27 protein-coding genes are annotated in these 25,838 nt (G+C 66.3%); 16 read left to right on the forward strand and 11 right to left on the reverse strand.

All coding sequences use genetic code 11. The features are described from left to right. Window positions 1-204: 204 nt before the first annotated feature. The 3 genes from R4I43_RS03980 to nhaA all read left to right on the forward strand — a co-directional run bounded on the left by R4I43_RS03980 (window position 205) and on the right by nhaA (window position 3,267). Window positions 205-753, forward strand: a complete 549-nt coding sequence (locus R4I43_RS03980; protein WP_324264128.1) for a MarR family winged helix-turn-helix transcriptional regulator — start codon at window positions 205-207, stop codon at window positions 751-753. A gap of 545 nt (window positions 754-1,298) precedes the next feature. Next, window positions 1,299-1,727 (forward strand): DUF3040 domain-containing protein, encoded by a 429-nt coding sequence (locus R4I43_RS03985; RefSeq protein WP_324264129.1) that lies wholly within the window; start codon window positions 1,299-1,301, stop codon window positions 1,725-1,727. Window positions 1,728-2,043: 316 nt separating this feature from the next. Continuing rightward, complete coding sequence (gene nhaA / locus R4I43_RS03990; protein ID WP_324264301.1) at window positions 2,044-3,267, forward strand: Na+/H+ antiporter NhaA; 1,224 nt, start codon at window positions 2,044-2,046, stop codon at window positions 3,265-3,267. 251 nt (window positions 3,268-3,518) lie between these two features. Here the strand turns inward: nhaA and R4I43_RS03995 are convergent, their stop codons facing one another. Beyond that, window positions 3,519-4,415, reverse strand: a complete 897-nt coding sequence (locus tag R4I43_RS03995) for an MIP/aquaporin family protein (protein WP_324264130.1) — start codon at window positions 4,413-4,415, stop codon at window positions 3,519-3,521. A 316-nt stretch (window positions 4,416-4,731) separates the two neighbouring features. Between R4I43_RS03995 and R4I43_RS04000 the strand changes: the two genes are divergently transcribed. The 5 genes from R4I43_RS04000 (at window position 4,732) to R4I43_RS04020 (ending at window position 9,131) form a co-directional block, all read left to right on the forward strand. Next, window positions 4,732-5,106: a hypothetical protein gene (locus R4I43_RS04000; protein WP_324264131.1), complete on the forward strand. Its 375-nt coding sequence runs from the start codon at window positions 4,732-4,734 to the stop codon at window positions 5,104-5,106. 172 nt (window positions 5,107-5,278) lie between these two features. Further along, entirely contained in the window at window positions 5,279-6,412 is a 1,134-nt protein-coding gene (locus tag R4I43_RS04005; RefSeq protein ID WP_324264132.1) for a PucR family transcriptional regulator, read from the forward strand. A 290-nt stretch (window positions 6,413-6,702) separates the two neighbouring features. Beyond that, window positions 6,703-7,134 carry an NfeD family protein gene (locus R4I43_RS04010; RefSeq protein ID WP_324264133.1) on the forward strand — a complete coding sequence of 144 codons (432 nt, stop codon included), beginning with the start codon at window positions 6,703-6,705 and terminating at the stop codon, window positions 7,132-7,134. Window positions 7,135-7,138: 4 nt separating this feature from the next. After that, on the forward strand, window positions 7,139-8,239 hold the full coding sequence (locus R4I43_RS04015; RefSeq protein WP_324264134.1) for an SPFH domain-containing protein: 1,101 nt from the start codon (window positions 7,139-7,141) through the stop codon (window positions 8,237-8,239). Window positions 8,240-8,402: 163 nt separating this feature from the next. Then, complete coding sequence (locus tag R4I43_RS04020; protein WP_324264135.1) at window positions 8,403-9,131, forward strand: CPBP family intramembrane glutamic endopeptidase; 729 nt, start codon at window positions 8,403-8,405, stop codon at window positions 9,129-9,131. 672 nt (window positions 9,132-9,803) lie between these two features. Here the strand turns inward: R4I43_RS04020 and R4I43_RS04025 are convergent. Together R4I43_RS04025 and R4I43_RS04030 are read right to left on the reverse strand one after the other, a co-directional pair. After that, entirely contained in the window at window positions 9,804-10,553 is a 750-nt protein-coding gene (locus tag R4I43_RS04025; RefSeq protein ID WP_324264302.1) for a DUF6069 family protein, read from the reverse strand. 32 nt (window positions 10,554-10,585) lie between these two features. Continuing rightward, window positions 10,586-11,047: a DUF7144 family membrane protein gene (locus R4I43_RS04030; protein WP_324264136.1), complete on the reverse strand. Its 462-nt coding sequence runs from the start codon at window positions 11,045-11,047 to the stop codon at window positions 10,586-10,588. A gap of 519 nt (window positions 11,048-11,566) precedes the next feature. Between R4I43_RS04030 and R4I43_RS04035 the strand changes: the two genes are divergently transcribed. Together R4I43_RS04035 and R4I43_RS04040 are read left to right on the forward strand one after the other, a co-directional pair. Continuing rightward, window positions 11,567-12,829 (forward strand): hypothetical protein, encoded by a 1,263-nt coding sequence (locus R4I43_RS04035; protein WP_324264137.1) that lies wholly within the window; start codon window positions 11,567-11,569, stop codon window positions 12,827-12,829. Between the two features lie 78 nt (window positions 12,830-12,907). Then, the gene (locus R4I43_RS04040; RefSeq protein ID WP_324264138.1) at window positions 12,908-13,312 is read left to right on the forward strand and encodes a hypothetical protein; all 405 of its coding nucleotides are present in this window, start codon (window positions 12,908-12,910) and stop codon (window positions 13,310-13,312) included. 83 nt (window positions 13,313-13,395) lie between these two features. On the opposite strand, the gene R4I43_RS04045 is transcribed toward R4I43_RS04040, so the two are convergent. Next, the gene (locus tag R4I43_RS04045) at window positions 13,396-13,932 is read right to left on the reverse strand and encodes a TIGR03086 family metal-binding protein (protein WP_324264139.1); all 537 of its coding nucleotides are present in this window, start codon (window positions 13,930-13,932) and stop codon (window positions 13,396-13,398) included. A 116-nt stretch (window positions 13,933-14,048) separates the two neighbouring features. Between R4I43_RS04045 and R4I43_RS04050 the strand changes: the two genes are divergently transcribed. Further along, complete coding sequence (locus R4I43_RS04050) at window positions 14,049-14,738, forward strand: haloacid dehalogenase type II (protein ID WP_324264140.1); 690 nt, start codon at window positions 14,049-14,051, stop codon at window positions 14,736-14,738. A gap of 59 nt (window positions 14,739-14,797) precedes the next feature. Here the strand turns inward: R4I43_RS04050 and R4I43_RS04055 are convergent, their stop codons facing one another. Continuing rightward, entirely contained in the window at window positions 14,798-15,193 is a 396-nt protein-coding gene (locus R4I43_RS04055) for a VOC family protein (protein ID WP_324264141.1), read from the reverse strand. Between the two features lie 190 nt (window positions 15,194-15,383). Between R4I43_RS04055 and R4I43_RS04060 the strand changes: the two genes are divergently transcribed. After that, window positions 15,384-16,445, forward strand: coding sequence for an esterase-like activity of phytase family protein (locus R4I43_RS04060; protein ID WP_324264303.1), 1,062 nt, complete (start codon window positions 15,384-15,386; stop codon window positions 16,443-16,445). Window positions 16,446-16,596: 151 nt separating this feature from the next. Here the strand turns inward: R4I43_RS04060 and R4I43_RS04065 are convergent, their stop codons facing one another. Further along, on the reverse strand, window positions 16,597-18,003 hold the full coding sequence (locus tag R4I43_RS04065; RefSeq protein ID WP_324264142.1) for a sugar porter family MFS transporter: 1,407 nt from the start codon (window positions 18,001-18,003) through the stop codon (window positions 16,597-16,599). A 341-nt stretch (window positions 18,004-18,344) separates the two neighbouring features. On the opposite strand from R4I43_RS04065, the gene R4I43_RS04070 reads away from it, so the two are divergent. From R4I43_RS04070 to R4I43_RS04080, 3 genes are all read left to right on the forward strand, one after another. After that, entirely contained in the window at window positions 18,345-18,626 is a 282-nt protein-coding gene (locus R4I43_RS04070; protein WP_324264143.1) for a DUF6343 family protein, read from the forward strand. Window positions 18,627-18,842: 216 nt separating this feature from the next. Further along, a complete protein-coding gene (locus tag R4I43_RS04075; RefSeq protein WP_324264144.1) occupies window positions 18,843-19,976 on the forward strand; it encodes a glutathione-independent formaldehyde dehydrogenase in 1,134 nt (377 codons plus the stop codon). Between the two features lie 169 nt (window positions 19,977-20,145). Then, window positions 20,146-20,460, forward strand: a complete 315-nt coding sequence (locus R4I43_RS04080) for an NIPSNAP family protein (RefSeq protein WP_324264145.1) — start codon at window positions 20,146-20,148, stop codon at window positions 20,458-20,460. Window positions 20,461-20,540: 80 nt separating this feature from the next. Here the strand turns inward: R4I43_RS04080 and R4I43_RS04085 are convergent, their stop codons facing one another. After that, on the reverse strand, window positions 20,541-21,128 hold the full coding sequence (locus R4I43_RS04085) for a CGNR zinc finger domain-containing protein (protein WP_324264146.1): 588 nt from the start codon (window positions 21,126-21,128) through the stop codon (window positions 20,541-20,543). A gap of 60 nt (window positions 21,129-21,188) precedes the next feature. Here R4I43_RS04085 and R4I43_RS04090 point away from each other — a divergent pair, with 60 nt between their 5' ends. Beyond that, complete coding sequence (locus R4I43_RS04090) at window positions 21,189-22,427, forward strand: CynX/NimT family MFS transporter (RefSeq protein WP_324264147.1); 1,239 nt, start codon at window positions 21,189-21,191, stop codon at window positions 22,425-22,427. Between the two features lie 252 nt (window positions 22,428-22,679). On the opposite strand, the gene R4I43_RS04095 is transcribed toward R4I43_RS04090, so the two are convergent. The 4 genes from R4I43_RS04095 to R4I43_RS04110 form a co-directional block, all read right to left on the reverse strand. Further along, the gene (locus tag R4I43_RS04095; RefSeq protein ID WP_324264304.1) at window positions 22,680-22,865 is read right to left on the reverse strand and encodes a DegV family protein; all 186 of its coding nucleotides are present in this window, start codon (window positions 22,863-22,865) and stop codon (window positions 22,680-22,682) included. Then, complete coding sequence (locus R4I43_RS04100; RefSeq protein WP_324264148.1) at window positions 22,838-23,476, reverse strand: molybdopterin cofactor-binding domain-containing protein; 639 nt, start codon at window positions 23,474-23,476, stop codon at window positions 22,838-22,840. The genes R4I43_RS04095 and R4I43_RS04100 overlap by 28 nt, the downstream gene beginning before the upstream one ends. Before the next feature lie 544 nt (window positions 23,477-24,020). After that, complete coding sequence (gene hydA / locus R4I43_RS04105; RefSeq protein ID WP_324264149.1) at window positions 24,021-25,430, reverse strand: dihydropyrimidinase; 1,410 nt, start codon at window positions 25,428-25,430, stop codon at window positions 24,021-24,023. Further along, window positions 25,427-25,822 carry an allophanate hydrolase-related protein gene (locus R4I43_RS04110; RefSeq protein ID WP_324264150.1) on the reverse strand — a complete coding sequence of 132 codons (396 nt, stop codon included), beginning with the start codon at window positions 25,820-25,822 and terminating at the stop codon, window positions 25,427-25,429. Before R4I43_RS04110 ends, hydA begins: the two co-directional genes overlap by 4 nt. Window positions 25,823-25,838 lie beyond the last annotated feature (16 nt).

The raw sequence follows: 25,838 nt of genomic DNA on the forward strand, positions 1-25,838 counted from the left end.
TCTCGACGCCCAGGTCGAATGATCGAGGTGTGGTCGCGGACCGACTGCGGCTCATGGCTGGCCAGTCGAGTGGCTTGCTCTAGAGCCCGCTCGTGGCTTCCGAGCAGGCAATTGAGACGGCACTGTAGGCCCGTTGTGCAACGGGCCTGACCATGTCAGCATTTGCTTGCCGGTCTGCGTGCAAGTGGCCCGAACGGGGTGACCATGTCACAACTACCCGCTCCTGATTCCGGAAAAGACGAACTGCTGAATGCTTTTCAGGCGGTTGCGCGTGCCATGGTTGCCATCACTGCTCGAAGTCTGGGCGGGCTGGACAGCGAGGTCACCGTGTCTCAATATCGTGCCCTGGTAGCTCTGGTGTCGCTTGGCCAGCAGCGAACCAGTGACCTCGCCCAGGAACTCGGCGTCGCGACCTCCACTGCGACTCGTCTGGCTGACCGGCTGGTGGCAAAAGGCCTCATCACACGCACTCGGCGACGAGATGACCGCCGTGCAGCGTGGCTCGGCCTCACCCAAGAAGGCAAAGCACTGCTGGGGAATGCGATGAAGCTGCGTCGCGCCGAGATCCACTCCTTGCTGCGGGCCGTGCCCTCCATCACGAAGGAGGGACGCGAGGTGGCCGCACTGCTCAACGCGTTCGCCGAAGCCGCGAACGAGCCCGTCGACACCGAGTGGTGGGTTCGATGGCTGAATTGCGATCAGAGCGATGATGTCGAACCCGCAGCGGGCCAAAGCCGCACCACATCAAGCTAGTGCCGAACCCGTTGAAGGAAGGCCCATGATGCCTCCGGTCCTGGTGGTGCCTCTTCCCCCGGCGGTGGGAGTCGGGGTTGATCAGGCGTGGCGAGCTTCAATCCAGATCAGGCTGCCGGATCTGAAGTCATGGCGTACCTGACCGCTTTCCCTTCGGTGGAATTCTCTTTCCGCCATCGCCCACGACGCTTCCTCGGGCGCCGAGACCCCGACGGCCCCTCGCCTATCCGCTCCCGGCACGAAGGCTCCTCTTTCACCGAACTCGGCACGACGGGCAGGCACCCACTCGATCAAGCGTCCTCCGCAGCGGGATTCCACGCGCGGATCAGCGCCATCCTAGAGGCGTCTTCCGGCACTTCCACAACACCTTCATCAGCAATCCGCTGCGTCACACTGCTGCTCCGCCGACCTGCGGAACCACTCTCCTGCGTGAAACTGCTGGCAATGTTGACAGCACGATCGACTTCAAGCTTGGTTGAGATTTCGTGATCACGCCTCGAACGGCCTCCGAGAGAGCGCGCGACGGTAAACTTGAAACCCTCCCGATGGCCAACCCGCGCAGCTGGCGGCCTCGCCACGCTTCGCTCGCGACACTCCGCTCTGGTCGACAAAGATCCGGTACGGCAGAACGCAACATCCGTTCCACCAGCAGAACCACGGTGGCTGGCTTTGCACTTCGCCAGAGCAGTTTGGGGGATTTCATGTCCCGCGGCCGTGAACGCCGTCGTCTCAAGAAGATCGCACGTCAGCTCAGTTCTGATGATCCAGAATTCGCGCACAGGATGACGACACCTCGAGCTATCACGAAGGTGATGCGCTGGATGACCTTGTGGCGGGCGCTGGGTGTTCTGGCAGCACTGTTCGCCTTTCTGAGCTTGGTCCTCGGGCAGGGGATGGAATTCTTCGTCGCGGCCCTCACGGCCGCCTTGCTGCTGACCTACGCATCGTGGCACGAGCGCAACCGACCGCCGTGACACCCAGTGCGAGCTATTTCGGCACACCCGCGAGGCCAAGTGAGCAGCGTTCGACGACGACTCTGCGCGAGGTAACCGAGCCTCCGCCGAACCTAGGGGACCACGCCAACAGGGCAACGCGGTGGCACGCAAGCTGGCAAGCGCCGCGGCAGGCCCGGTGCTCGCCTGCCTCCCTCTGGATGGGGCCGGGAGGACGCGGGCGCGGTGGCTCGCGTAGAATATGTGGCTAGGTGTGCCGGGAAGTCTGGTCGGCGAGGTCAACAGTCCCCGATCAGATGGACATCTCATGAACACCGCGCGCACTTCCCCACGCACGTTGCTGGCCCGCATCTCAGGCCGCGAGGCCGGCACCGTGGCGCAGGTCCTGCGGACGGAGACGGTAGGCGGCAGCCTGCTCCTGGTCGCCGCGGGGATCGCCCTGATCTGGGCAAACACACCCTGGCACGACACCTACGAAGCAGCACGGTCCTTCGTTCCGTGGCCCGGTGGCGCCGCCCTCGGTCTCGACCTGGACATCGCGCACTGGACCTCCGACGGACTCCTGGCGATCTTCTTCTTCGTCGTCGGTTTGGAACTCAAACGCGAATTCGTCTCGGGCGAGTTGCGCAACCCCCGGACCGCCGTGGTGCCGATCGTGGCAGCGGTATGCGGAATGATCGCACCAGCACTGATCTTCATCGCCCTCAACATCGGCGCAGACGGAACAGCGCTGCGAGGCTGGGCGATCCCCACCGCCACCGACATCGCCTTCGCACTCGCCGTTCTGGCCGTGATCTCCTCACACCTACCGACCTCCCTGCGCGCTTTCCTCCTCACCCTCGCCGTGGTCGACGACCTACTGGCCATCACCGTCATCGCCGTGTTCTACACCGACAGCTTCCACCCGGGGATGCTGGCGGCCGCACTGGTTCCCCTCGCTGTGTTCGGACTGCTGGTGCAGCTGCGCAAGACCTGGTGGTGGGCCCTTGTGCCGCTGGGACTGCTGGCGTGGTTGTTCGTCCACGCCTCCGGAGTCCACGCCACGATCGCCGGAGTCTTGCTCGCCTTCACCGTCCCCGTCCTGGCCCGCGACAACGAGCCGACGGGGGTCGCCGAGCGCCTCGAACACAAGTGGCGCCCGATCTCAGCCTCGGTCGCTGTCCCCCTGTTCGCCCTGTTCGCCGCGGGAGTGCCCCTCAGCGGCCACAGCCTCGCCTCCGCCCTGACCGATTCGGTCGCCCTCGGCGTGGTCGCCGGGCTCGTCCTCGGCAAGCTCACAGGCATTCTCGGGTCGACGTTCGTACTGGCCAAATTCACCCGCGCCAGCCTGGACCCCGGACTGTCGTGGTGGGACTTGGCCGGCGTAGCCCTGCTCGCCGGAATCGGCTTCACCGTCTCGCTGCTGATCGGCGAACTCGCTTACGACCCCGCAGACCCCCGCACCGACCACGTCAAAACCGCAGTCCTCGCCGGCTCACTGCTCGCCGCCCTGCTCGCATCGATCATCCTGAGCACACGCAACAAGATGTACCAACGCCTCGAGAAGACCAACACCGACTGAACGCCACGGCCACCTCTCGACGACCAGGCATGAGCACCTTTTAAGACGCGCGCCGACCTCGTCCAGCAGTTCGACCACGCGGGCGTCCACGTAGAGATTTCATCGGGCTTGCCGACGCATCTGGGGACGTCTCAACGGTCGCTGCGCGGTCAACCCAACGACGCCGACGCGCTCGCCGCGCCCCTCGCGCATGTTGGTTTGCTCGGCGGCGCCAGGATTCAGCGCGATGCACTAACCGGGCCAATGGGCTCCTATTCGTCAGGCGGTACTTCGGTGGTCCGCCCCGGTTCCGGGCCCGCGGTACGTGCCGCAACTACGTGTCCGATGAACATGTCGTAGACGATCGCGCCGATCACCCCGCCGACGAGCGGTCCGACGATGGGAATCCAGAAGTAGAAGCTGAACGTTTCGTAGGTACCCGGCAGTGCGATGTCGCCCCAGCCGGTGAAGAACGTCCAAAGACGGGGGCCGAAATCACGCGCCGGGTTGATGGCGTATCCGGCGTTGGGGCCGAAGGTCAATCCGATCGTGGTGACCACCATGCCGATCAAAAACGGTCCAAGATTGGACGTCGGAGCAGTGTTCCGCGTGTCGATGAGAGCGAAGATGAGCATCACGAGAACTGCTGTTCCCACAATTTGATCGAGCAGCGGGCCCCACCATGACCCCCCGAAGTACTCCGCGGGAAATGTCGCGAAGATCGCGAACGTGTCCAGGGACTGGTCTCGAGCCACGCCGGCCTTGGCGTTGAACGCATCGATGGCCCAGCTGTACACCGAGTAGACCAGCGCGGCGGCGACGAAGGCTCCCACAACCTGGGCGATCATGTATGGGAGAACCTTCAGCCACGGGAACCTTCGCCGTACGGCGAACGCGAGCGTCACAGCGGGGTTGATGTGCGCGCCGCTGACTCCCCCTGCGACGTAGACACCGAACACCACCCCGAAGCCCCAGCCGAACACGATGATCAGCCAGTTCGCCGCCCCGAAGGGGTCTGTTTGCCGTCCAGACCCCGGCAGTCCGGCGACTGCGACGGCAACTGATGCGCACCCCAGCAATATCAGGACGAAAGTGCCCAGGAATTCGGCAAGCAGCTCGCCCCCGAGCCCTTGGCGATAACCGGGGCGACGTTCTGTTCGCTCAGCCATCGAAGCTTCCCCCAAACCGGATCAGGCGAGCCGCCGGAAGCCAACGGCCGCCGCTTACCGCGAGCGGCACACGACACCTTAAGCCTCGTATCGGGATACCGCACGCGAAACAGATGTGAAACAACTGCGCTTTCCAGATGCTTGGGCGCACTTGTCACTCGAAACGGAGAAAGGCAGTACCGAAAGGTAATTAGCCACGATGCCTTCTTCGGTCTCATGCCGACCTTTGGTAGTACTCGAGGTACGACACATCCGATCGACCGGCACCGGGAAGACCACGGTGGCCCGACGAGTTATCAGATTCCCAGGCGGCGCGATGATGAACACTCTGGCCATGCTCCTCGGCGGCATCGGCGGGGTATTGCTGCGAGCACTCGTCGAACAGCTTCGGCGGGACGATGACGGCATGCTGCGGTGGGATGCCGTCATGGTCAGCCTCGTCGGGGCGTTCCTGCTCGGCGCAGCGACCGGCGTGGCGCTCGCGGTCAGTGGTCCTGGCGAGGCTCGCACGGGCTTGAGCATCGGCCTCGGCAGCGCGCTGTTCACGTACTGCTTGTTCAGCCGGTTCGCCATGCGTCTGCTCGCCGGGGCCGGTGGCCGACGATCGGTGCTCGCAGCGATCGTGCACGCGTTCGGCGGTTTCGGCGCTGCGGTCCCTGGCCTGCTCGCCGCGATGTGGCTCATCGGGTAGCGATTCGGCGCCACCCGGTCTTGTGCAACACGTCGGCAATCGCCAGGCGCGGCACCGGGGAGCGGCCTCGGCCGTGCACTCCCCACCAGTCCCGTGCCGACAGGTGCACGAGTGGGAAGGTCCGCATTCGACTCACGCTCACCTGCCTCAAAACCGGATTATGATGCATTCCGTGCAGGATGGGCGAGCGACATGCGCCGAAATCACGGCCAACGCCTCCAAGCTGGCCGGGGTGGGTGCTACCTTCCTCGCGAGTTATCCGGATGTTCTCAACGCCGTCCTCTCAACCGGCCGGAAACCCACCCGCCAGGAGATTGAGGCGTGCCACGGCTCCGGCCGGAGGGCGGCGGAATCCGGGGTTCCGCTGCAGGACCTCCTTCGCTGCTATCTCATCGCGACACGCCTGACGTGGCGGGAAGCTCTCCCGGAATCGAAACCGGAGTCCGAACGGGCAGCGGAAGCCGGCTTCCGCGCGGTGGCCGATGCGGTCGCCGCGGTCGCTGATGGGTACGAGAACGCCCATCGACTGGCGCTGCGACAAGAGGAGGCCGCTCGGCGGGAGTTCATCGATGATCTGTTCCACGGAAGCACCGATCTGGGGACCATGGCCGAACGGGCTCAGCGGTTCGGTCTTCGCCTGGCCGAAAGCCACGTGGTCATCGTCATCGAGGGCGATCTAGCGTTCCACGAGAGCACCCAGGCTCTCAGCGCTGCCGAGACGGCCTTGTGCCGTTGTTTCGATACACGGGATCTGCTGTTCACGACAAAGGACGAATCGCTGGTGTGCGTCGCGCCCGGCACCGTTCCTGAAGCTCCCGCCGATCTGGCCGACCAGGTCTCCAAAGCGATCGGGGGCCGGCCGGAGTGCCGCATCGGAATCAGTCGTGCGCATCAGGGCCCCGGAGGAGTACGCAGGTCCTATGACGAAGCCCGGGCGAGCCTCGCGTTCGCCGACCGGCTGGACTACCACAATCGCGTCGTCAAGGCAGCCGACTTCCTCGTCTTCCAGGTCCTGCTCCGTGACCGAGCGGCCATCGACGACCTCATAGCCACTGTGCTGGCTCCCCTGCGGCACGCGCGGGGCGGTGCACGGCCGCTCATCGAAACACTCGCCTCATACTTCGCTTGCGGCACGATCCACACTGCGGCCGAGCAACTGAACCTGAGCGTGCGCGCCGTTTCTTACCGGCTCGACCGGGTTCGGAAGCTCACGGGTTACTCCGCCACCGATCCGGGGCAACGCTTCCCCCTGGAGGCTGCCGTACTGGGAGCCAAAATCCTCGACTGGCCCCCTCGATCGCACTGACGTGCTCGCGGAATTCCGCAGGACGGAGACCAGCAGGAAGGCCAGCAGACCCGCCGCGATGGCGGTGATCGTCTGCAATGCGGTCCGCCGTGCGTGGGGCCGGTCTTCATGCATTCGCGGAGAGCAGGTCCAGAAGACCTCGTCGGGGCACACCTTGCTTGCAGGAGCCCGGAAACAAAACGACGCCGTCTTGGTCGTGCCCATGCCTTGTTTGCGCCGTTCCAGCAGCCCACAGTGGTAAACGAGAACTCGTCGCGGACTAGCGGTCGACCGCTTCCAGAGAGGTCGCCATGGGCGAATCGATCATCTGGCTGATCGTCGCGGTGCTGCTGGGCATCGCGGAGATCTTCACGCTGACGGCCGCACTGGGGATGCTGGGCGTCGCTGCCTTGATCACGGCTGGGACCGCTGCGATCGGTTTGCCGCTGCCCGCCCAGCTCGCGGTCTTCGCCGCCGCTTCCCTGGCCGGTGTCCTCATCGTGCGCCCCGTTGCACGCCGCCACCGGTTTCGGTCCGAACCCCAGCTTTTCGGAGTGGACTCGCTGATCGGAAGGACCGCCTCCGTTCTTCAGGAGGTGACGTGCCAAAGCGGCCGGATCCGCCTCAATGGCGAGGAGTGGACGGCGCGCCCGTACGACGACACGGTGGTGATCCCCGTCGGCGCGACCGTCAACGTGATGCGGATCAGCGGGAGCACCGCCATCGTCTACTCACAGGAGTGACCCCATGGAATTCTCAGCCGCGCTGATCGCAGCAGTACTTCTCGTCCTGCTCGTGGTCGTCACCGTGTTTCGCGCGGTGCAGATCGTGCCACAAGCACGAGCCCGGAACGTCGAACGGCTCGGCCGCTACCAGCGCACCCTGCGCCCAGGCCTGAACTTCGTCATCCCGTACGTCGACCGCGTCCACCCCAAAATCGACCTCCGGGAGCGCGTCATCTCCTTCGCCCCGCAGCCGGTCATCACTGAGGACAACCTAGTCGTCGAGATCGACACCGTCGTCTACTTCCAGGTCACCGACCCCAGAGCTGCCGCCTACGAAATCGCCGACTACCTGCAGGCCGTGGAACAGCTCACCGTTACCACGCTGCGCAACGTCGTCGGGTCCATGGATCTGGAGAGCACGCTGACCTCACGCGACACCATCAACAGCCAGCTGCGCGGCGTGCTCGACGACGCCACCGGCAAGTGGGGACTGCGCGTCAACCGGGTGGAGATCAAAGCCATCGATCCGCCTCAGACCATCAAGGACGCGATGGAAAAGCAAATGCGAGCGGAACGCGACAAGCGCGCGGTCATCCTCTCCGCCGAAGGCCAACGTCAGTCGCACATCCTCACCGCCGAGGGCGAGAAACAGGGCGCCGTGCTCCGCGCCGAGGGCAACCGTTCCGCGGAGATCCTGAAGGCCGAAGGCCAGGCCCGCGCCATCGACCAGGTGTTCCAGGCCGTCCACCACAACGACCCGGATCCCAAGCTCCTCGCCTACCAGTACCTCCAGGTACTCCCCCAGCTGGCCCAAGGCTCAGGCAACACCTTCTGGGTGATCCCGAGCGAAGTCACCTCGGCGCTCCAGGACGTCTCCCGGGCCTTCACCGAGGCACTGCCGAAAACCACGGCCGCACCAGGAGGCTCCGCCGACGAGTCGGCGGCACGAGCAGCCGAAGACGCCGCCAGGGCATCGGAAGCCGCCGCCGAGGCCATGGCCACAGCGGCCGAGACCGACACCACCCACCAGATCGCCTCGCCGCGAACCGCCCCCGACGCCGAACGAGACGAACAGCCCACATCCCCGGCCGGCGGTCGACCCGATTCCTCGAAACACAGCTGAGCCGCAAAGAGTCACGTCACGTCCGCTGCACGAGTACGGCTCACTAGGCGGCGCAAATAGCCTTTGCCGCTCGGGTACCTCCGGCCAGACCCGGGTAATCGGGTGTCATCAGCCGCGCAACGGTCAGGCGTCCGGCTGACGAGACGCCCGGAGCGAGGAACACATGCCCGCCACCGAAGAACGCTCTGCCCAGGGCGGGCGAGCCGGTCTTCTCATGATGGTCGTGTTCGCCGCGGCGGTGATCACTTTCCTCGGTACGTCGATGCTGGCGTTGGTGCTCGCAGAGACGCCCGGCAACGTATCTCCTGCGGCCATGCTCGCGAACCTCACGGGTCCCGGCGTACTGGCTGCCCTGGTGGCCATCACGGGCACTGCGCTACTGGGAGCCGGTCCCGGTACCGCGCGGATCCGGCGTGAATTGGCTCTGCGTTGGAGCTGGCGTGCGGCCGGTCATGGTCTCCTGATCGGAGCCGTCGGACTTGCGGTGAGTCTGCCCGCCGCGATGCTGTGGACCCGGTGGGTCGGGCCGGACCAGGCCGAATCCGCACTCGGCGAGACCTTCCGCGGCAAGCAGTTCGGCCTACCCGTTGCGGGCGCCGTCTTCCTCATCATCTGGCTCCTCGCCCCCATCTGCGAGGAACTGCTCTTCCGCGGTGTGCTGTGGCGCGCATTCGAGCACTGGCGGTGGAACGCCTGGGGCATCCTGGCCATCACGACCGTGCTCTTCGCGCTCGCGCATGCGGAGCCGCTCCGCACCCCACTGCTCCTCATCATTTCGATTCCGGTGGGCGTGGCCCGGATGCTGACCGGCAACCTCACTGCCGCCATAGTCACGCACCAGCTCAACAATTTCTTACCGGCGTTACTCGTGTTTCTGCTGGTATCAGAGTGACGTCCCGACCAAGGGCCCGGTTGCCTCTGAGCGAGCCTCCAGGCCTGCCGCGACGCGCGGCCGACCGGGTGCGAAACCACGTCCCACTGCCACACCGCCGTCTCCTGCCAGGCCTCCCCCTGCGGCACGATCTCTGGCTCGACTGGGCGATTTGCACGCTGGTCCCGGCGTGCCGGTTCGTCGGCATCGGCCCGGACGGAGTAGGCCGAGTGGGATGAGTTCACCGACTCCGCCAAAGGACCCCGTGGCAGCCGTAAGCCTGGTTCACAACTTGTCAGCAGCGACCGCACGCGACCCGGGTCTACGACAACAGGGTTGCTCCGCGAGCTGGTGCCGTCGGGCGTAGTCGCAGCGCGGACGGACGCCGTCGCCGGATTCGCAGACATGCATAGATTCCTGCGCTCAGCGAGCCAGTACGCGCCGTCTTATTCGTCTGCGCTGGCACAATGATCGTCGAACTAGGAGACAAAGCGACCCGCCCTCTGTCATGTCGATGGAACTTGCTTGGTGAAAGGCTCATGCCAATGCCCATCACCGCTCAAGACACCCTCGACGTCTTCATCGGCTCCGGCGCCTTGGGGTTCCCCCTGGTATCGAGTCGATCGGCATCCATCTGACAACATCGACGCGGACATCTGGGCGCTGGCTTTCACCGAGTGCGACTTCGGTGACTCAAACCTCGAAATCGCCCAGCACGTGATCACACACACCGACGTACTTCGGGCTGCGCGGAAGATCGCTAGCGGTGGCGCCCTCCAAGTCAAGGACACCGTGCGACGCGAGTGTGCGGCGCTGGTGTCCCAAGGCACCGGCGCGGCAGGCTTCGATGCTGCGTGGTGGTGTCCACGCCGTTTTTGCCAGATGCGGGCTGCTGTTCGGTGGATCGGCAGCGGCGCCGTTGCCCTCAATCGGCTCCGCACCGCCGCCGGGCAGGCAGTGCGCTGGGTCGTCCGGATCTGGTGTTTGCCCATCCGGGCAGTCCGGTGTGTCCGGTGGTGTCGGAGGTTCCATCGGTGTCGGCGGGGTTGGTGGGACGTTGCTGCCGTCGTTGGTGACCGTCACCCTTCGCCAGGCCCGGCGTCGCGGGCTCGCGTTGCCGGAGACCATCGCGGTGATCGTCCACCCGAGCACCAGGTTGAGCACGGCCGTGGCGATACGCGTGTCCAGGCTCGCATCCAGGCTCAACGGCAGCACCACAGCGATCACCACGAGCAACATCATGATCCACTGGAAGAACGAGATCGCGCGGGGCGTCGTGCGCAGCAGGACCTGGATCAACGCCGTGGCCACCACCGCGAAACCCGCCGCCCCCACGGCGTAACCGACGGTGTTGGCATCACCCCAAGCCCCGGTCTCATCACACATCCGTTCGTCGGCTCTCGCACGACCCACTGCGCGACGCAGGCGTGCTGACCTGCTCATCGACCGCTGACGACTTCGGGCCTCGCGCAGGCTCAGGCGACGGCGTTCTTGTCCGGGACCACGAGGGCGTACATCACCAGCACCGACAGCGCTATCGAGATGAGTCCCCAAAGCGGAAATGCCGCGAGGAACGCCACGTGCCCGATCGCCGCCAGCCCCGCCAAGCCGATGCCGGCGATCCGCGCCCACCGCTGCCCGCCCAGGCAGCCCGCACCAGCCAGGACCTGAACCACTCCGACAGCGAGCCAGATCCAGCCCCACAAGGTGAAGTCGAACACCAGCAGCGCACCCGGCGCGACCACGTAGTAGTCCGGACGGAACAGTGACGCGAGACCGGCGATGATGTTGAACGCACCCGCCAGGACGAGCACCCAGCCGCCGAAGGCCAACCAACCCGACGACCCAGCCGGCGACGCCGCTTGATCAGGCGCCTTCCACTCCGCCCGCCCCGTGCCGCTGGACGCGCCCTGCTCCTCCGTACCCGGACTGGACATCGTTCCCCCCTCCGCCGCGGTGTTGCTCGGACCAGCATCGACCGCCGATGGTCGTGTCGCAGCTCGGATCACCAACGCAGCTGGTCAGCACCTTGGCGTTGCCGCACTCCCGCAGACACGAGGCGCTCGACGCCTCACGCCGGTCGGCGGGCGAACGCGACCGCATGTTCGGCCGAAGTTGATGAGGCAGGCCATCGAGGCGAAGCCGGTGATCGGCAAGCCGGCCTGGATCATGGCGGCCAACTCCCACGGTGCGCCCATTTTCGCGGGAGGCAGTGAGCGCGATCTCGACCGTCCGCGCCTTGGGGACCTCCGCGATGCAGGTGCACACCTTGGCTCCTGTCGTTGCCGCATTCCGCTCCGGACCCCCTGTCCGAACCGCTGGCGAACGCGAACGATGACCTCCGACTCTGGTCGCCTCACTTCCGTTTGCGCTGGACTGGAACAGCAACGCACGCGGGACGGAGATGATCAATCGTGGTGAGGTTCAACGAGAGGATCACCGCCGGAGCTGCGGCGATGGCAGAAGTTGCGGCCTTCCCGCTGGTGGAAGCTCTCTTCGGCCGGCGCTCGCGGCGCTTCGCCCTGGGCGACGAGATCCCCGACGGTCCCCTGGCCTACCGCTCCCGGCACGAGCCCTTCTCCCTCACCGAGCTCGAACGCATGCTCGTGCTCAGCGCGATGGGCGGCACGACGGGCTGGCACTACTCGATCACCCGGAACGCCCACTACGCACCGCACGTCGCGAACTACGCCGGCGCGGCCGCTGGACGCACCTTCCCGTCCGCGGCCGGATTCCACACCGCCGAGTTGTTCTTCACAGACGACTCGGGGCTCTACTTCTTCCCCACCCGTGATGCCGGCGCACTCGTCGACCCGGCGTCCGAGGACGTCACACCGGAGCTGATGGTCGAGCGCCACCGCGAGCGAACACGCCAGCTCTCGGCCGGGAGGCTGTACCTGCCCGCCGAAGAGCCCCACCTCGAGGGGCACAACACCTGGTGCGTCAACGTTCCCGGTTCGCTGCTGGTCATTCCGGTGGCCGACCTGGCACAGCACCTGATCGCCGTGCTGTGCTTCTTCGCCCAGAACGGCTACGCGATCTACGACGACATCAACCACCGCACGATCCCCGGCCTCGAGGAGTTCAGGACGCTGGTCGACGTCGAGGAGCCGTTCCCGCTGACCTTCACCGAGCAGTACGTGCTCACCGAAGCCACGGCCGAGCTGGCGACCTCCTGCTACGCGGGCGTGCTGATGCTGCAGGCGATGGGACTAGGCGGGTGGATGTTCGACGGGATCGACCGGTTCTCGATGCTCGGCGCCTCGGGCGACCCCGACGTGCCCGGCCTCGGCTTCCGCTACGACGTCGACGAACGCTGGTCGACCCCCAACCCCACCGGCCGGGAAGACGTCTTCGAGGCCTACTGCCCACCCCACCATCGAGACATGAGGGCAGCGGTGGACGCCTTCGCCGAGCGCAAGTTCGGACCCGGTGGTCCGTTCCACCGCGACACCCCAGGCGCCTGGACCGACAGCCCCGGTTTCCGCGGGAGCGCTCAGCTCCACGACGACGCGTTCAAGGAGTGCGTCGGGCTCCAGGCCCAGTACCTCTCCGACACCTTCGGCAAGTTTCCCGCAACGGTGCCGACGGTGTTCATCCTCAACTACGTCCAAGCCCACCACCTCGACCTGGACTTCTACGACCACTTCTTCAAACCCGGCGCCTACCTGCCCAGCCACGCCACCCACATGCAGAAGTGGCACGGCAACAGCTGCTGATGCTGCGAAAAACTCGGACGAACCCACGCCGGAACCACGTCCAGTGCGGGGTTGACGTGAAGCAACACACACGAGTCCGTGCGTATCGCAGACAACGAGCGAATGCTGCGCGCATCATGGACGGCCATGCACGTACGAGAGTTCGATGACCGGAAAGTGTGCAGTAGCGCGGACGCCTCGTTCATGGTCGAGCTGTGGTCCTGGGAAGTCGCCGAGCACAACCCCCTTCGCGGGCTCACGTGCAGCACCTACACGCTGGACGACTGCGATGTGCTGGAGGCACTGGACTGGTGTCGCGAACACCAGTCGAACCCAGGTTGTTTCGTGCTCTGCGCCGCGAGCTGGACCAACCACCGCAATTTGGAAACACTGTGGCTCACCGGCCACGCCCCGCAATCGCCTGGCACCTACCAGCCCAGCGCTTCTGCCACCTACGTGGCACTCCCATACATTCCGAGATCTCAGCGAAGGGGCAACAGCTAGGACCCGCCCACCAGCACGCGCCGCGAGAGGTTGCCGGCGGCGAACCAGCCATCCACTCGCTAGTTGGCCACCCGGCGTCCAGATCAAGGCCGGCGACCCACGTAAGCGGCCAGCCGTGTGTACACGTCAGCGTCGTCGGACACCTGGACGACCGGCCCGAACGGACCCTGCCCACTGCGGGACTCAGGTGGAGCGAACTCGGCGAACGCGTCGAGTGCCCGTTCGGCCAGGACCGGGTCCAGTTCGCCAAGCCGTCCTGTGGCAGCGGCAACGTCCCAGGAGTGCACCGTGAACTCGTGGGTGTAGGCATCCACAACGGTACGGCCGGGCAAGGTGGCCCACGGCAGAGTGATCATGCGGTCGAGCAGCGCGTCGTCGGCCCAGATCTCCTCGACCTCGCCGCGAGCCTGAGTGAACGCGTTTGCCCAGTCGGTGTCGGCGATGCCGTCAGCCACGTCAGCGACGTTTCGGGCGTCGCCTCCGGCGCCGGCCCGGGCGATCTTGCGCAGCACCGCGACCATGTGCCCCAGCAGGGCACGAACGTCGTAGTCGGCACAAGGCGTGCTGTTGCTGAGTTCGTCGGGACGGACTGCCGTGATCTGCTGTTCGGCTTGATCCACAGCCTGAGCGAACAGTGGACGCGGGTCGTGGACTGGCTGTGTCGTCATGTCGGGGACCCTAGGAGAGCCCACCGACCGTGTGCCGACACACGATCACGCAGAACAGGAGACCAGTCATGCCCACCCGACCTCAGACGGTGGCGTTCGACGTCGTCGAAACGCTCATGTCCCTGGAGCCATTGCGGGACCGGTTCAGCGACGTAGGACTCGCTCCCGACTTGGTTGAGCGCTGGTTCGACCGGCTCCTGCGCGACGGCATGGCCTTGACCCTCGCTGGAGACTACGAGCCCTTTCCGGCGGTTGCCGCAGCAGCGCTGCGAACGCTCGCCCGCGGCGACCTCGACGACGACGCCATCGCCCACGTCCTGGCCGGATTCCACGATCTCCCAGCGCATCCCGACGTCGAACCCGCCATGCGCACGCTCGCCGAGGCGGGCATCTCCATGGTGTGCCTGAGCAACGGAACGACCGAGACGACCACCAGATTCCTCGAGCACAACGAGCTCACTCACCACGTCGACCGGGTCCTCAGCGTGGCCGACGTCCACAGCTGGAAGCCGCCCGTCCGCGTCTACGACTACGCCCTCAACGAGCTCGGTCACGCACCCCCAGAAGTAGCCCTGGTCGCCGTGCACGCATTCGACTGCCACGGCGCAAAACGGGCCGGACTCACCACCGGGTGGGCCAGCCGACTCGAAGGCCACTACGGCGAGGTGTTCACCCCTGCGGACATCGTCGGCCGCGATCTCGTCGAGGTTTCCGAGCAGATCGCAGCGCTTCCCACAACGGACACCACGCGAAGGTGAAGCGACCCGATCACCTCCGCGGAAGCGAGCATGGTGAGGCCTCCGTCGACCGCGTGCGGTCAGCCGACGCCCGGGCCACGAGTCTCCTCCAGGTACACGAGCCCGTTGCCGTCCGGGTCAGCGAACGAGAACATCGGCGGCTGCCCGTCCAAGTGCAGCACCTCGTCGTTGTGGAGCGTCGCGCCGGCCGCACGAAGCCGGGCGTAGGCGGCCTCCGCGTCGGACGTGCCCAGCCGCACGGCCACCGGTATCTCGCCGTCGGGAGGCAGCAGCAACAGGGCCACGCTCGCCCCCGGCGGTACCACCACTACCAGCCTGGCCCCCTCCCACACCTCGAAATCGGCGCGAAGTTCGCAGCCGAGCACCTCGGTGTAGAACTTCAGCGCCCGGTCCTGGTCAGCCACTGGGATCGAGACGCTCTGGACCCCCGTCGTCATGGTCGTCTGCTCGGCCACGGTGTTCACCCCTCCGCAGTGTTGTCAGCTCTCGCACGAGTTCAGACCGCGCAGACCACCGGAATTCATCGGCGTCACCAACACGCACCGCACCGGCACCGGCGATCACCTCAACGGCCAGAACCGGGACACCCTTCCTCTACCTGCACGCCACTTGCCGGCCACCGAAGTCGGATGCGCTACCCACATGATGAGGACGAGTGTTCCGGGCGTGGTGCTCGCCACGAGTTTGCTGGTGGCTGCGCAGCCAGCCGCTGCGGACGACGGCCAGGTCGAGTTGGTCGGCGGAACAACGCTGCCCCACGCCATGCAGTTCAACGGCACGACGGTAGGCGGCCTGTCCGGCCTGGACTACGACCCGAGAACCGGCCAATGGGTGGTCATCAGCGACGATCGTTCGGAACGACACCCCGCGCGGTACTACACCGCTGACTTCGACGGCACCCGGTTCGAGCTGACCGGCACCCACCCGCTGCTGCGCCCGGACGGCACGCCCTACCCGGCAGGATCGGTCGATCCCGAAGACGTCCGCTGGGATCCGCTGGCCGAGAACTTCTGGTGGACCAGCGAAGGCGATCGCGGCGAGCAGCTGATCGACCCGTCGATCCGCGCAGCCGACACCGACGGCAGCTTCACCCACGACCTTCCGCTGCCGGCCAACCTGCGCATGGAGCCAACGACCGGACCCAAGCGCAACGAGGTCCTGGAAGGCCTGACCTTCGCCGCTGGCGGCACCAAGGTGGTCACCGCGATGGAAGGACCTCTGCTGCAGGACGGCGAGTCACCGACCCCCGAGCACGGCGCGCTGTCCCGAATCACCACGCAGTCCCGGACCGGCTCCGTGCTCGCCCAGCACGCCTACCCGCTCGACCCGGTGTTCGCCACCTCCCCGACCGGCGGCTCTGCCAACAACGGCGCCACCGCGATCCTGGCTGACCAGGGCGATCAGTACCTGGTGCTGGAACGCGCATTCGTCAGCGGGGTCGGCAACTCGATCCGGATCTACCGAGTTGACACCCGTGCCGCCACGGACGTGCACCACGTCGAGTCACTGACCAGCACCGACGTGAAACCGGCCCGCAAGCAGCTGCTGGTCGACCTCGCCGACCTGGCCCCGAAAACGATCGACAACATCGAAGGCATGACCTGGGGACCACGCCTGCCCGATGGCCGCCGCAGCTTGGTCCTGATCAGCGACGACAACTTCTCCCCCAACCAGACCACGCAGATCCTCACGTTGGCGGTGAAGTAGCGGAACGGAGCGCCTCGGCGAGGTCGCGGAGCACATCGTGGCGTTGCGAGTGCGTCGAGCATGCCGAACGCCTGCATTCGCTGACTGCGCAGCGCTCCATGACCATGCCGAGCGCGCTTCGCCGGTGCTTTGGAGCGCAGCGTTGGACGAATCAGTGCGTGCGGGCGGAGTCGCCGCGGTCTGCCGTGAGACTGGCTTCGATCTCCTCCAAGCTGCGGTTCTTGGTCTCCGGCAGCCACCGGTAGAGGTATCCCAGGCACAGCGCGCCGAGCAACGCGTAGATCCAGAACACCACCGAAGCACCGAGCGCGGATATCAGGGTGAGGACGGTCAGCGACACGACGAGGTTCATCGCCCAGTGAGTGACGATCCCGAACGATGCCGCCTGACCTCGAACGTTGTTCGGGAAGATCTCGCTGTTGACCAACCAGATGGCGATGCCGAGACTGCACGCGAACGCTGACTCGTAGATCATGAGCACGACGATCAGCCAGCTCACGGTCGCGCCCTGCAGCGGGAACAGGAACACGATCCCGATCGCCACGAGCGCGAGGATGATGACCGCAGTACCGCCCAGGATCCAGGGGCGACGGCCCACTCGGTCGATCCACAGCAGCGCGGGCAGCGTGAACAACACGTTGACCACCCCGATCGCCACCGAAACACCGATCGCCGCGGTCTTGCCGAACCCTTCGTCCTCCAAGATCGTCGGCACGTAGTAGATGATCGCGTTCACACCGACGACTTGGCTCGCCCCCGCTGCGACCACGCCCACCGAAATCCATCGGCGGTAGCGCGGACCGAGCAGCTCGCGGTAGGTGATGCGCCCCTCCGCGCGGACCGCTTCCCGGATTTCCGAGAGCTCCGCCTCGACCTCATCTGCTCGCCGGGTGCGCGTGAGCACACCCCGCGCTTCCGCTTCCCTGTTGTGGGAGACCAACCATCGAGGGGATTCCGGGAGGGCCAGCAGCCCCACCGACATCAACACCGCGGGCAGCACGCCCACCCCGATCATCCACCGCCACGAAGCGGATTCGGACAGACCGTAGCCGACGAGGTAGGCCATCAAGATCCCGACGGTCACCATGAACTGGTGCAGCGACACGAGCCTGCCCCGATTGCGAGGCGGCGCGAGCTCGGCGATGTAAGTCGGTACGACCAGCGAAGAAATGCCGATCGCCACGCCCAGGAACACCCGCGAAACGATGAGCCATCCGGCACCAGGAGCAACCGCTGAGCCCAGCGTTGCCAGTACGTACAGGACGGTGACACCCATCAGGGTCCGCTTGCGGCCGAACCGATCTGCCACCTTGCCACCGACGATCACACCGACGACGGCACCTGCCAGCAGCGAGGCGGTCACCACCTGCTTCATCGTCTCGCCGAGCGCGAACGCGTCGCTGATGTACGGCAGCGCTGCTGCGACGACACCCGTGTCGTAACCGAACAGCAGCCCACCCAACGCGGCGACGATCGAGGCGCCGGCCACCAGCGCCCCTGCCGTCAACCTCGCCGTCCCGGCGACCGGGGCCTGCTCTTCGCCTGGCGCACGCGCCATGGTCTCCTCCGTCGCCTCGCCGTCCGCGGTACCTGCGCGATCGGGCCTTTCGACCTGCCGAGCAGTGTCAATCCGGTGGTCGACTGGTCGCAACCACGGCCCGAGTCACGCCTTCCGCGGTTCAGCCAGATCCACGTCCTCGGCCGCCTCATCACGCCTGGCTTCCCCGCGTATCGTGCTCCACACCGTCGCGGGTGTGGGTGACAAGGCCCGCAGGACGTTTGATCCCCACTCGCCGGCCACATGATTCACGCTGGCCCCGAGTCCAGCACCAACGCCGCGCGCACCGCGTGAACTCGGTGCTGACGTTCAGGAGTCAGCGTGATGGGTAGCCCCCGCGTATGGAGGAAAGACGTAACCGACGTGATTACGCGCGCGGTCTGCCCGGCTACCACGACCCCGCTGTGCGCTACCTGGGAGCGCCCGCAGCGCGAAGCGCCTTGACGCTGCGACTGTGGCTGGCTGGTTTCGGCCTCATCTTCTGCACTGGAGCAGCAGTGGGCCTCTTCCTGCTCGTGCCCGGGCTGGCGTGGTTCGGCTGGGTCATGGTCGTTCTCGCAGCCATCGCCCTGATCGACTTCAGCTGGGTGCTGCATCGGAAGAGTCGAGGGGAACCCGGCTGAGCTCCGGGCCGCACGCCTGGATCTCGCCGCGAATCCCTGCGCACGCGTTTAGTTCTAAACCTTTTCATCTACTGAAAAGGCGCTGCCGCATCTTGGCGCGGTAGACCCGTCCAGTTATGCGGCCTTCGTCTGGCTGGCGATCCCGGTGCGCTCCCCCGACCCTGGGGTGTGCCGCACTCCCGTGCTGCTTGTGTTCAGGAACGGAGGCACTCACCCATGAAGGCAGTTCTTTACAAGGAGCCGTTCTCGGTCGCGGTGGAAGAGGTACCCCGCCCGAAGATCGAGCACCCCAACGACGTGATCGTCAAGGTCACTTCCACTGCCATCTGCGGCTCTGACCTGCACATGTACGAAGGCAGGACGGCCGCCCAACCCGGCATCGTGTTCGGGCACGAGAACATGGGCACCATCGAGGAAGTCGGTCCGGGCGTCACTGGCCTGAAAGCCGGAGACCGCGTGGTGATGCCGTTCAACGTCGCCTGCGGATTCTGCAAGAACTGCCTGGCGGGCAACACGGGCTTCTGCCTCACCGTCAACCCCGGTTTCGCCGGCGGAGCGTACGGCTACGTCAACATGGGCCCCTACACGGGCGGACAAGCCGAGTACTTGCGCGTGCCGTTCGCGGACTTCAACTGCCTGCCCTTGCCCGCGGAATCCGAACGGGACAAAGACTACGTGCTGCTGGCCGACATCTTCCCCACCGGATATCACGGCTGCGAGCTGGCGCAGGTTTCGCCCGGTGACACATGTGCGGTCTACGGTGCCGGGCCTGTGGGACTGATGGCCGCCTACTCCGCTTTGCTGCGCGGCGCAGCACGGGTCTTCGTGGTCGATCGAATACCTGAACGCCTTTCGAAGGCCGAGGAGATCGGCGCTGTACCGATCGACTTCAGCAAGGGCGACCCCGTCGAGCAGATCAAGGACCAGACCGACGGCGAAGGTACCGACAAGGGCGTGGACGCCGTCGGTTACCAAGCGCACACGAGCGATGCGTCGAAGGAAGAGCCGGCAACCGTGCTCAACTCGCTGATCCAAACCGTGCGTCCCACGGGCCGACTCGGTGTGCCGGGCCTGTACGTGCCCTCTGACCCCGGTGGACCGGATCCCAACGCCCAGCACGGCATGCTGCTCGTGGCGATCGGGAAGATGTTCGAGAAGGGCCAAGTCGTCGGAACCGGCCAATGCAATGTCAAGCAGTACAACCGGAAACTGCGGGACTTGATCACAGCTGGCCGCGCGAAACCGAGTTTCGTCGTGTCCCACGAGCTACCGCTCGACGATGCTCCCGATGCGTACAACAAGTTCGACAAACGCATCGAGGGCTACACCAAGGTCATCCTCCACCCGTGAACATGGATCACCCAGGGGCGAGGCCTGTTCCACATGACCTGGACCGGCATCCTGGGAAGGAATTGGCCTCGCCCCGGTGATGGGCGCGGATGGACGGGCTGTCACCGACGCTGATCTTCCGTCGGCACGCACGCTTCTGCCGCTGCCTCAGCGTTGCTAGCATCGATCTGTGATCACCTGTGTTGTTGAGTACGTGATCGATCCTGCGAAGATCGAAGCGTTCGAACGCTTCGGCCGTCGTTGGATTGAACTGGTCAATCGCCACGGCGGCACTCACCACGGGTACTTCCTGCCTGCAGAAGGCGCCAGCGACAAAGCCCTCGCCTTGTTCAGCTTTCCCAGCCTGGCCGCCTACGAGGAGTACCGCGGACTCTTCGGCACCGATCCCGACTTCGTCGAAGCGGATCGCATCAGGGATGAAAGCGGGTGCGTGCTCCGCTACGAGCGCACCTTCATGCGGCCGTTGCTTCCCGATCAGCTCTGAGACTTCTCCGACACCAGGACGTCGTCGGAACGCACCCCAAGACGCGCTCCGACCACCATCCACTGCCAGATCATGACGGATCACCCTCGGCGTTGTTGTCGACGCCGTTCGCTGAATTGGCGTTTCTTGGCGACGGATCCGCAGGTGGCCATGGAGCACCAGGTACCCGACCGGTTCTTCGACGAGTCGTAGAAGACCCAGCGGCAGGACTCATCACGGCACGCCTTGAGCCGGGACAGCGTGCCGTTGACGTGCGCTAGGACGGTGTCCGCCAGGAGGGCGCCGAGCGCGTGGTCGACGCCCTGCCGGGCAGTGGGCAGGAGGGTCGGCTCGGCTTCGGTCCCGATTCTCACCCGCAGCGGGAGCGTCGCGGCCACCTCGTCGAGTCCGCGCAACTCGTCGTCGGCGCCGCCGTCGCGGGCGAGCAGAGCGCGCAGACCCTCGCGGACGACGATGGCGCGCTCGACATCGGCTCGGTTGACGCGGGCGCGCTCCGACATCAGTCCGCGGGTGCTCATCCAACTCCGCAGCGCCGCGGGCGAGGACAACTCATCTCGGAACTCACCGGTATCGCGGACGTTGATCCGCGTGTTGACGAAGTCCTGCACCCGGTCGAGTGGGGCCGGGGCGGCGGGGCGGTCCTCCGGCCGCTCGTAGGGGAGCTCCATGCCGCGATGTTACCACCGACCAGCCTTGACTGGTTACATGTGACCAGCTATACAGGATGAGTGGTCACATCGGAGAGCAGCGGCACCCGGCCGGCCGGCACCGACCTGAGACGCGGTCTCGTGGTCATCGGAATCGTGCTGACCGCGCTGAGCCTGCGGTCCGCGGTCACCAGTCTCGGGGTCGTGCTGGACCAGGTGCGCGAATCGCTGGACATCAGCGCGACGCTGGCGGGCGTGATCACCGCGTTGCCGGTGATCTGCTTCGCCGGTTTCGGCGCGGTCGCCCCGGCTCTGTCCCGGCGCATCGGGGAACAGCAGGTGGTGCTCGTCGGGGTCATCGCGATCGCGGTCGGCTTGGGCGGCCGGGCCGCCGCGGGCGAAGCACTGGGATTCGTGACGGGCAGCGTGCTCGCACTGGCCGGCATCGCTGTCGCCAACATCGTGCTTCCGTCCCTGATCAAGCGGCACTTCCCGCACCGAGTCGGCCTGATGATGGGCATCTACTCCATGAGCGCCGCAGCCAGTGTCGCGCTGCCTGCCGGAGTCACGGTTCCCCTCAGCGACGCGACGGGATACGGCTGGAGGGGCGGACTCGGGAGCTGGGCGGTCTTCGCCGCCGTGGCCATGATCCCCTGGATGGTCCTGCTCCGCACCGGACGCCACGAGGCGTCCACGGTGCGGCATGATCAGCCCCGCGGCTGCTCGACCGCCGCACTGTTGCGCAGTCGGACCGCCCTCAGCCTCACGGCGTTCTTCGGACTTCAGTCCCTCAACGCGTACGTGATGATGGGCTGGCTCCCAGCGATCCTGACCAGCGCCGGGCTCACCTCGCACAACGCGGCTCTGATGCTGTCCGTGTCGGCGCTGATCGCGATTCCCATCAGCCTCGCGCTGCCCCGGATCGCGACCCGGCGAGACAGCCAGCGCCGCTACGTCGTCGCCATCGTCGCGGGCGGGCTCGCCGGATACCTCGGTCTCCTCCTCGCGCCCACCGCCGCACCCCTGCTCTGGGTGATGCTGCTCGCCTCACTGCACGGCGCGTTCCCACTGGCAGTGACGCTGATCGCGCTCAGAGCCCGAGAACCCGCCACCGCGACACAGCTATCCGGCTTCGTCCAGAGTGGCGGCTACGTCCTCGCAGCCTTGGGCCCCCTCGCCATCGGAGCGTTGAACGACCTGACGACGACCTGGACGGTGCCCCTCATCGTCCTGATCACCACCTTGGTCCTCGAATTGATCGTCGGTCTCATCGCAGCCCAACCCCGCCACGTGGAGACCGAGCTCGCCACCGCGCGATGAGGCCCGAGGCGCGCAAAACCAACGCCAAGCGCAATGGCGCCCGGCGAACGACCGCACCGGGGAGTCGTGGCCATCGTTGGATTCATTCGCCACTGAAACTCTCGCACAGATCACCATGAGCAGTCCCACCCGGTGATCAACACCTGCTACGACGAACTGCGGCAGAGCCTGCTGACCTTGGCTGATCAATCAGAGAGGGACCGCGCCCCGGACTTGTTGAGTCCGGGGCGCTCCTCATCATTCGTCAGCGGCTCACATGTTCTGCGCGGCCTGCTTGGCCAGCTGGTCGATCACGCCGTCCTTCATGATCAGCACCGGTTTGATCGACAGCGCCTGGCCGACCCACGCCTGCGCCCGGCCGATCCGGCCGCCGCGCTGCAGGTACTCCGCGGAACCCAGCTGACCTGGAGCTACTTCGCAGCTTCCAACTCCTGCCAGGTGTTCTCGGCGCGCACCGCGACACCGCTGGACAGCTCGACCACGTCGGACACCCCGGGCGGGGAGCGAACGGTGGAGTCGTCGAACGCGGCGACCTTGCCGTCCACAGTGGGCGGTCGCACGACCACGGCGACGACCGAGCCGGGAATCTTGATGTCGCCGACGTACTGGGTCGCCCCGGTGACCATGCCGCGGGCGTCGACGCGGCTCATCGGCTTGCCGAGTACCTTGTGCTGCTCGGTCTTCTTCGGGCTCGCGGGAACGGCTGGCACGGTCACCTTCGCTGCTTCCTTGGCCAGTTTACCGAAGGTCAGCGAGCGGCCGTCGGGCGCGTGCACCGCGGTGTCGCGGACCGACAGGCTGGTCGCCGGAACTCCGAGGCGCTTGCCCGCCGCGGTGACCAGCCGGGATCGAGCAGCAGCGGCCATGGAGGCCAGCGGCTTCCACAAGGCGCGAACGCCGCTGGAGAAACCGGTGAAGTGGTTGATGAACAACTCCGGACGGGCGTCGGAGATCTCGACGACGATGTCGGAGGGCCTGGTGTCCATCTCCTCGGCGATCATCATGACCACCGAGGTGTTGATGCCCTGCCCGACCTCGAGGCGGGGCACTCGAAGCGGACCTTGTTGTTCCCAGCGATTTCCAGCCGCATCAGCGGCATGGTGGGCATCGCCAGCAGCGTGACGGACTGTGCGTGTAGGCATGTGTGCGCAGACTCACCCTGCTGGCTATGGCGGAGCACCCTAGCGGAGCAGTGGCGGAGTGAATAGCCACCCGAATGTTGCGGCAGCAGGGCCTTTCTCGCCCGAATGCGCACTTCTGTGACGCAAGATGGAGAAGCCCAAGCAAGTGCTTGCCCGGCGACCAGCGGAAACGCCGATTCCGGTTTCGTCAGCGGGAATGGCACATCAGGCTTCGAATCTGATGGGTCATACCCGCGAGTGATGCAACCGATATCGTTTCGCGATCCCTGGTTGCCTGCGAGCTCTGTTCGGTTCAACCCCGGTAGGTCTTCGGTCTCTCGACGGCCTTCACGTACAGCGATCACCACGCTCGAGAGGGCACTGGATTCAATGGTGCTGCGGCGCCAGGCAACGGAGTCCTGTGCGCCTCCCACTTGAACCGCCAGAACCCGGCCCCGTGCACTGCGAGGACTCAGAGCGCGGCCGGGGCCGGCACCTCCGGCCGCCACAGCTGCGAGGCGCGCAGGTGGCGGCCCCGGGGTGTGGCGTCGAGGAGCTCGCCCCGGTGCACGACCACCCGGCCGCCCACCACCACCGTGGAAACCGCACCCGTGACGGCCAATCCCTCGAACGGCGAGTAGTCGGTCGCCATGTGCAGGTCGGTGTTGTCAACGGTGCGCACCGCCCCCGGATCCCACACCACGATGTCGGCGTCCGCCCCCGGCATCAGCGATCCCTTGCGGGGGTAGAGGCCGTTGAGCCGCGCGGGATTCGCGGAGGTCATCGCTACGAAGCGCTGCGCGGGAAGGCCGCGCTGCACGACGAACTCGGAGAACATCACGGGCATCCGGGTCTCCACCCCGGGCAGCCCGTTGGGCATGTGCCGGACGTCGTCCTTGCGCTCCAGCTTCTGCGCGGTGTCGTAGCAGCAGTGGTCGCTGCCGACCGTGGTCACCTCCCCCGCCATCAAGCGGACCCCCAGCTCCCGCACGGTCGCCGCAGAGCGCAGCGGCGGGCAGCACACGAAGCGCTCGGGATGCGCGTCGGCGTACTTGCTCTCGTCCAGCACGAGGTGATGGGTCACCGCCTCGGTGAACGCCCGGATCCCACGTCCCCGAGCGCGAACGACCTGATCCACCGCAGCCGCCGTCGACTGGTGCACGAAGTAGACCGCGGCGCGCACCGACTCGGCGATGGCGAGCACTCCCGCCACCGCGGCATCCTCGGCCAGTTCCGGGCGGGTCCGGTGGTGATCCCCGGCGCCGATGTGGCCGCCACCAGCGCACTGGTGTTGCACGTCCTCGATGATGTGGTTGGACTCGCAGTGGATGACCGCCATGCCACCCACGTCCCGCAGGTGGGTCATCACCCGAAGGATGGTGTCCTCGTCCGCCATCGTCTCGCCGCGGTAGGTGGTGAACATCTTCACGGTGACGACGCCGTCGGCGACGAACGAGCGCAACTGCTCGGGGATGGTCTCGTCCCAATCCGTGACGCACGCGTGCAGGGCGCTGTCGCACACGCCCTGCCCGGCCTTCGCCCGCTGTCGCTCCAACGCCTCTGCCGGAGACTCGCCGGGCCGCGGGATGGCGAAATCGACGATCGTGGTGGTACCGCCGAAGACCGCTGCCGTGGTGGCTTGGAAGTAGCCATCCCGCGTGGTGTAAGAACCGGAGGTGAATCCGACGTGGCAGTGCGGATCCACACCGCCGGGCAGCACCAGCTTGCCGGCGGCGTCGACTTCGTCCAGCCCACGCGGGCCGGTGCCCGGCTCGATCAGCGCGGCGATCCGCCCGTCCCGAACCAACACGTCCGCCGGAGCGGCCCACGAGTCGGTGACCACCGTGCCGCCTCGAACGAGGAGCTCCCCACCGCCCGTCACGACGTCCTCCCCGTTGTGGCGAGGTGCGCCCGCCAGCCACCCGCCCCGCTGATGTCCACGACGCCCTCCGCGTCGAGCTGGTCGTCCCGCAGGCGCATGCACAGCGAGCCCGAACCGTCCGCCATCTCGATCACGCTGAGCTCCAACTCCGGGGGCTCGTTCGGCAGCAAGCGTTCCCGCAGCAGGTCATAGTCCACCTCGTACAGTTCGCCCGGGACCGAACAGCCTCCCGCGACGTCCGGGTGCAGGCCGGGGAAATCGTCCCGGACCGAGTAGAAGCGGTACTTGGCGGCCGTCCAGGCCGGTCCGATGAAACGACCCCCAGCGAGGGCCCCGTTGAGCTCACCCCCCGACATGGCCTGCCCGTTGACGAACATCCGCAGGCTTGTCATCTCCTACCTCCATCGC

It is taken from the genome of Saccharopolyspora mangrovi, from assembly GCF_035320975.1.
GTDB classification, from domain to species: Bacteria; Actinomycetota; Actinomycetes; order Mycobacteriales; family Pseudonocardiaceae; genus Saccharopolyspora; species Saccharopolyspora mangrovi.

Bases quoted from the DNA above. Each gene is read 5' to 3' on its own strand.
- R4I43_RS04025 (WP_324264302.1), bottom strand. From the start codon at position 10,553: ATGAGCAGGTCAGCACGCCTGCGTCGCGCAGTGGGTCGTGCGAGAGCC.
- R4I43_RS03995 (WP_324264130.1), bottom strand. From the start codon at position 4,415: ATGGCTGAGCGAACAGAACGTCGCCCCGGTTATCGCCAAGGGCTCGGG.
- R4I43_RS04035 (WP_324264137.1), top strand. From the start codon at position 11,567: ATGGCAGAAGTTGCGGCCTTCCCGCTGGTGGAAGCTCTCTTCGGCCGG.
- R4I43_RS04010 (WP_324264133.1), top strand. From the start codon at position 6,703: ATGGGCGAATCGATCATCTGGCTGATCGTCGCGGTGCTGCTGGGCATC.
- R4I43_RS04065 (WP_324264142.1), bottom strand. From the start codon at position 18,003: ATGGCGCGTGCGCCAGGCGAAGAGCAGGCCCCGGTCGCCGGGACGGCG.
- R4I43_RS04030 (WP_324264136.1), bottom strand. From the start codon at position 11,047: ATGTCCAGTCCGGGTACGGAGGAGCAGGGCGCGTCCAGCGGCACGGGG.
- R4I43_RS04060 (WP_324264303.1), top strand. From the start codon at position 15,384: ATGAGGACGAGTGTTCCGGGCGTGGTGCTCGCCACGAGTTTGCTGGTG.
- R4I43_RS04000 (WP_324264131.1), top strand. From the start codon at position 4,732: ATGATGAACACTCTGGCCATGCTCCTCGGCGGCATCGGCGGGGTATTG.
- R4I43_RS04075 (WP_324264144.1), top strand. From the start codon at position 18,843: ATGAAGGCAGTTCTTTACAAGGAGCCGTTCTCGGTCGCGGTGGAAGAG.
- R4I43_RS04015 (WP_324264134.1), top strand. From the start codon at position 7,139: ATGGAATTCTCAGCCGCGCTGATCGCAGCAGTACTTCTCGTCCTGCTC.
- R4I43_RS04050 (WP_324264140.1), top strand. From the start codon at position 14,049: ATGCCCACCCGACCTCAGACGGTGGCGTTCGACGTCGTCGAAACGCTC.
- R4I43_RS03980 (WP_324264128.1), top strand. From the start codon at position 205: ATGTCACAACTACCCGCTCCTGATTCCGGAAAAGACGAACTGCTGAAT.
- R4I43_RS04110 (WP_324264150.1), bottom strand. From the start codon at position 25,822: ATGACAAGCCTGCGGATGTTCGTCAACGGGCAGGCCATGTCGGGGGGT.
- R4I43_RS04085 (WP_324264146.1), bottom strand. From the start codon at position 21,128: ATGGAGCTCCCCTACGAGCGGCCGGAGGACCGCCCCGCCGCCCCGGCC.
- R4I43_RS04070 (WP_324264143.1), top strand. From the start codon at position 18,345: ATGGAGGAAAGACGTAACCGACGTGATTACGCGCGCGGTCTGCCCGGC.
- R4I43_RS03985 (WP_324264129.1), top strand. From the start codon at position 1,299: ATGGCCAACCCGCGCAGCTGGCGGCCTCGCCACGCTTCGCTCGCGACA.
- R4I43_RS04020 (WP_324264135.1), top strand. From the start codon at position 8,403: ATGCCCGCCACCGAAGAACGCTCTGCCCAGGGCGGGCGAGCCGGTCTT.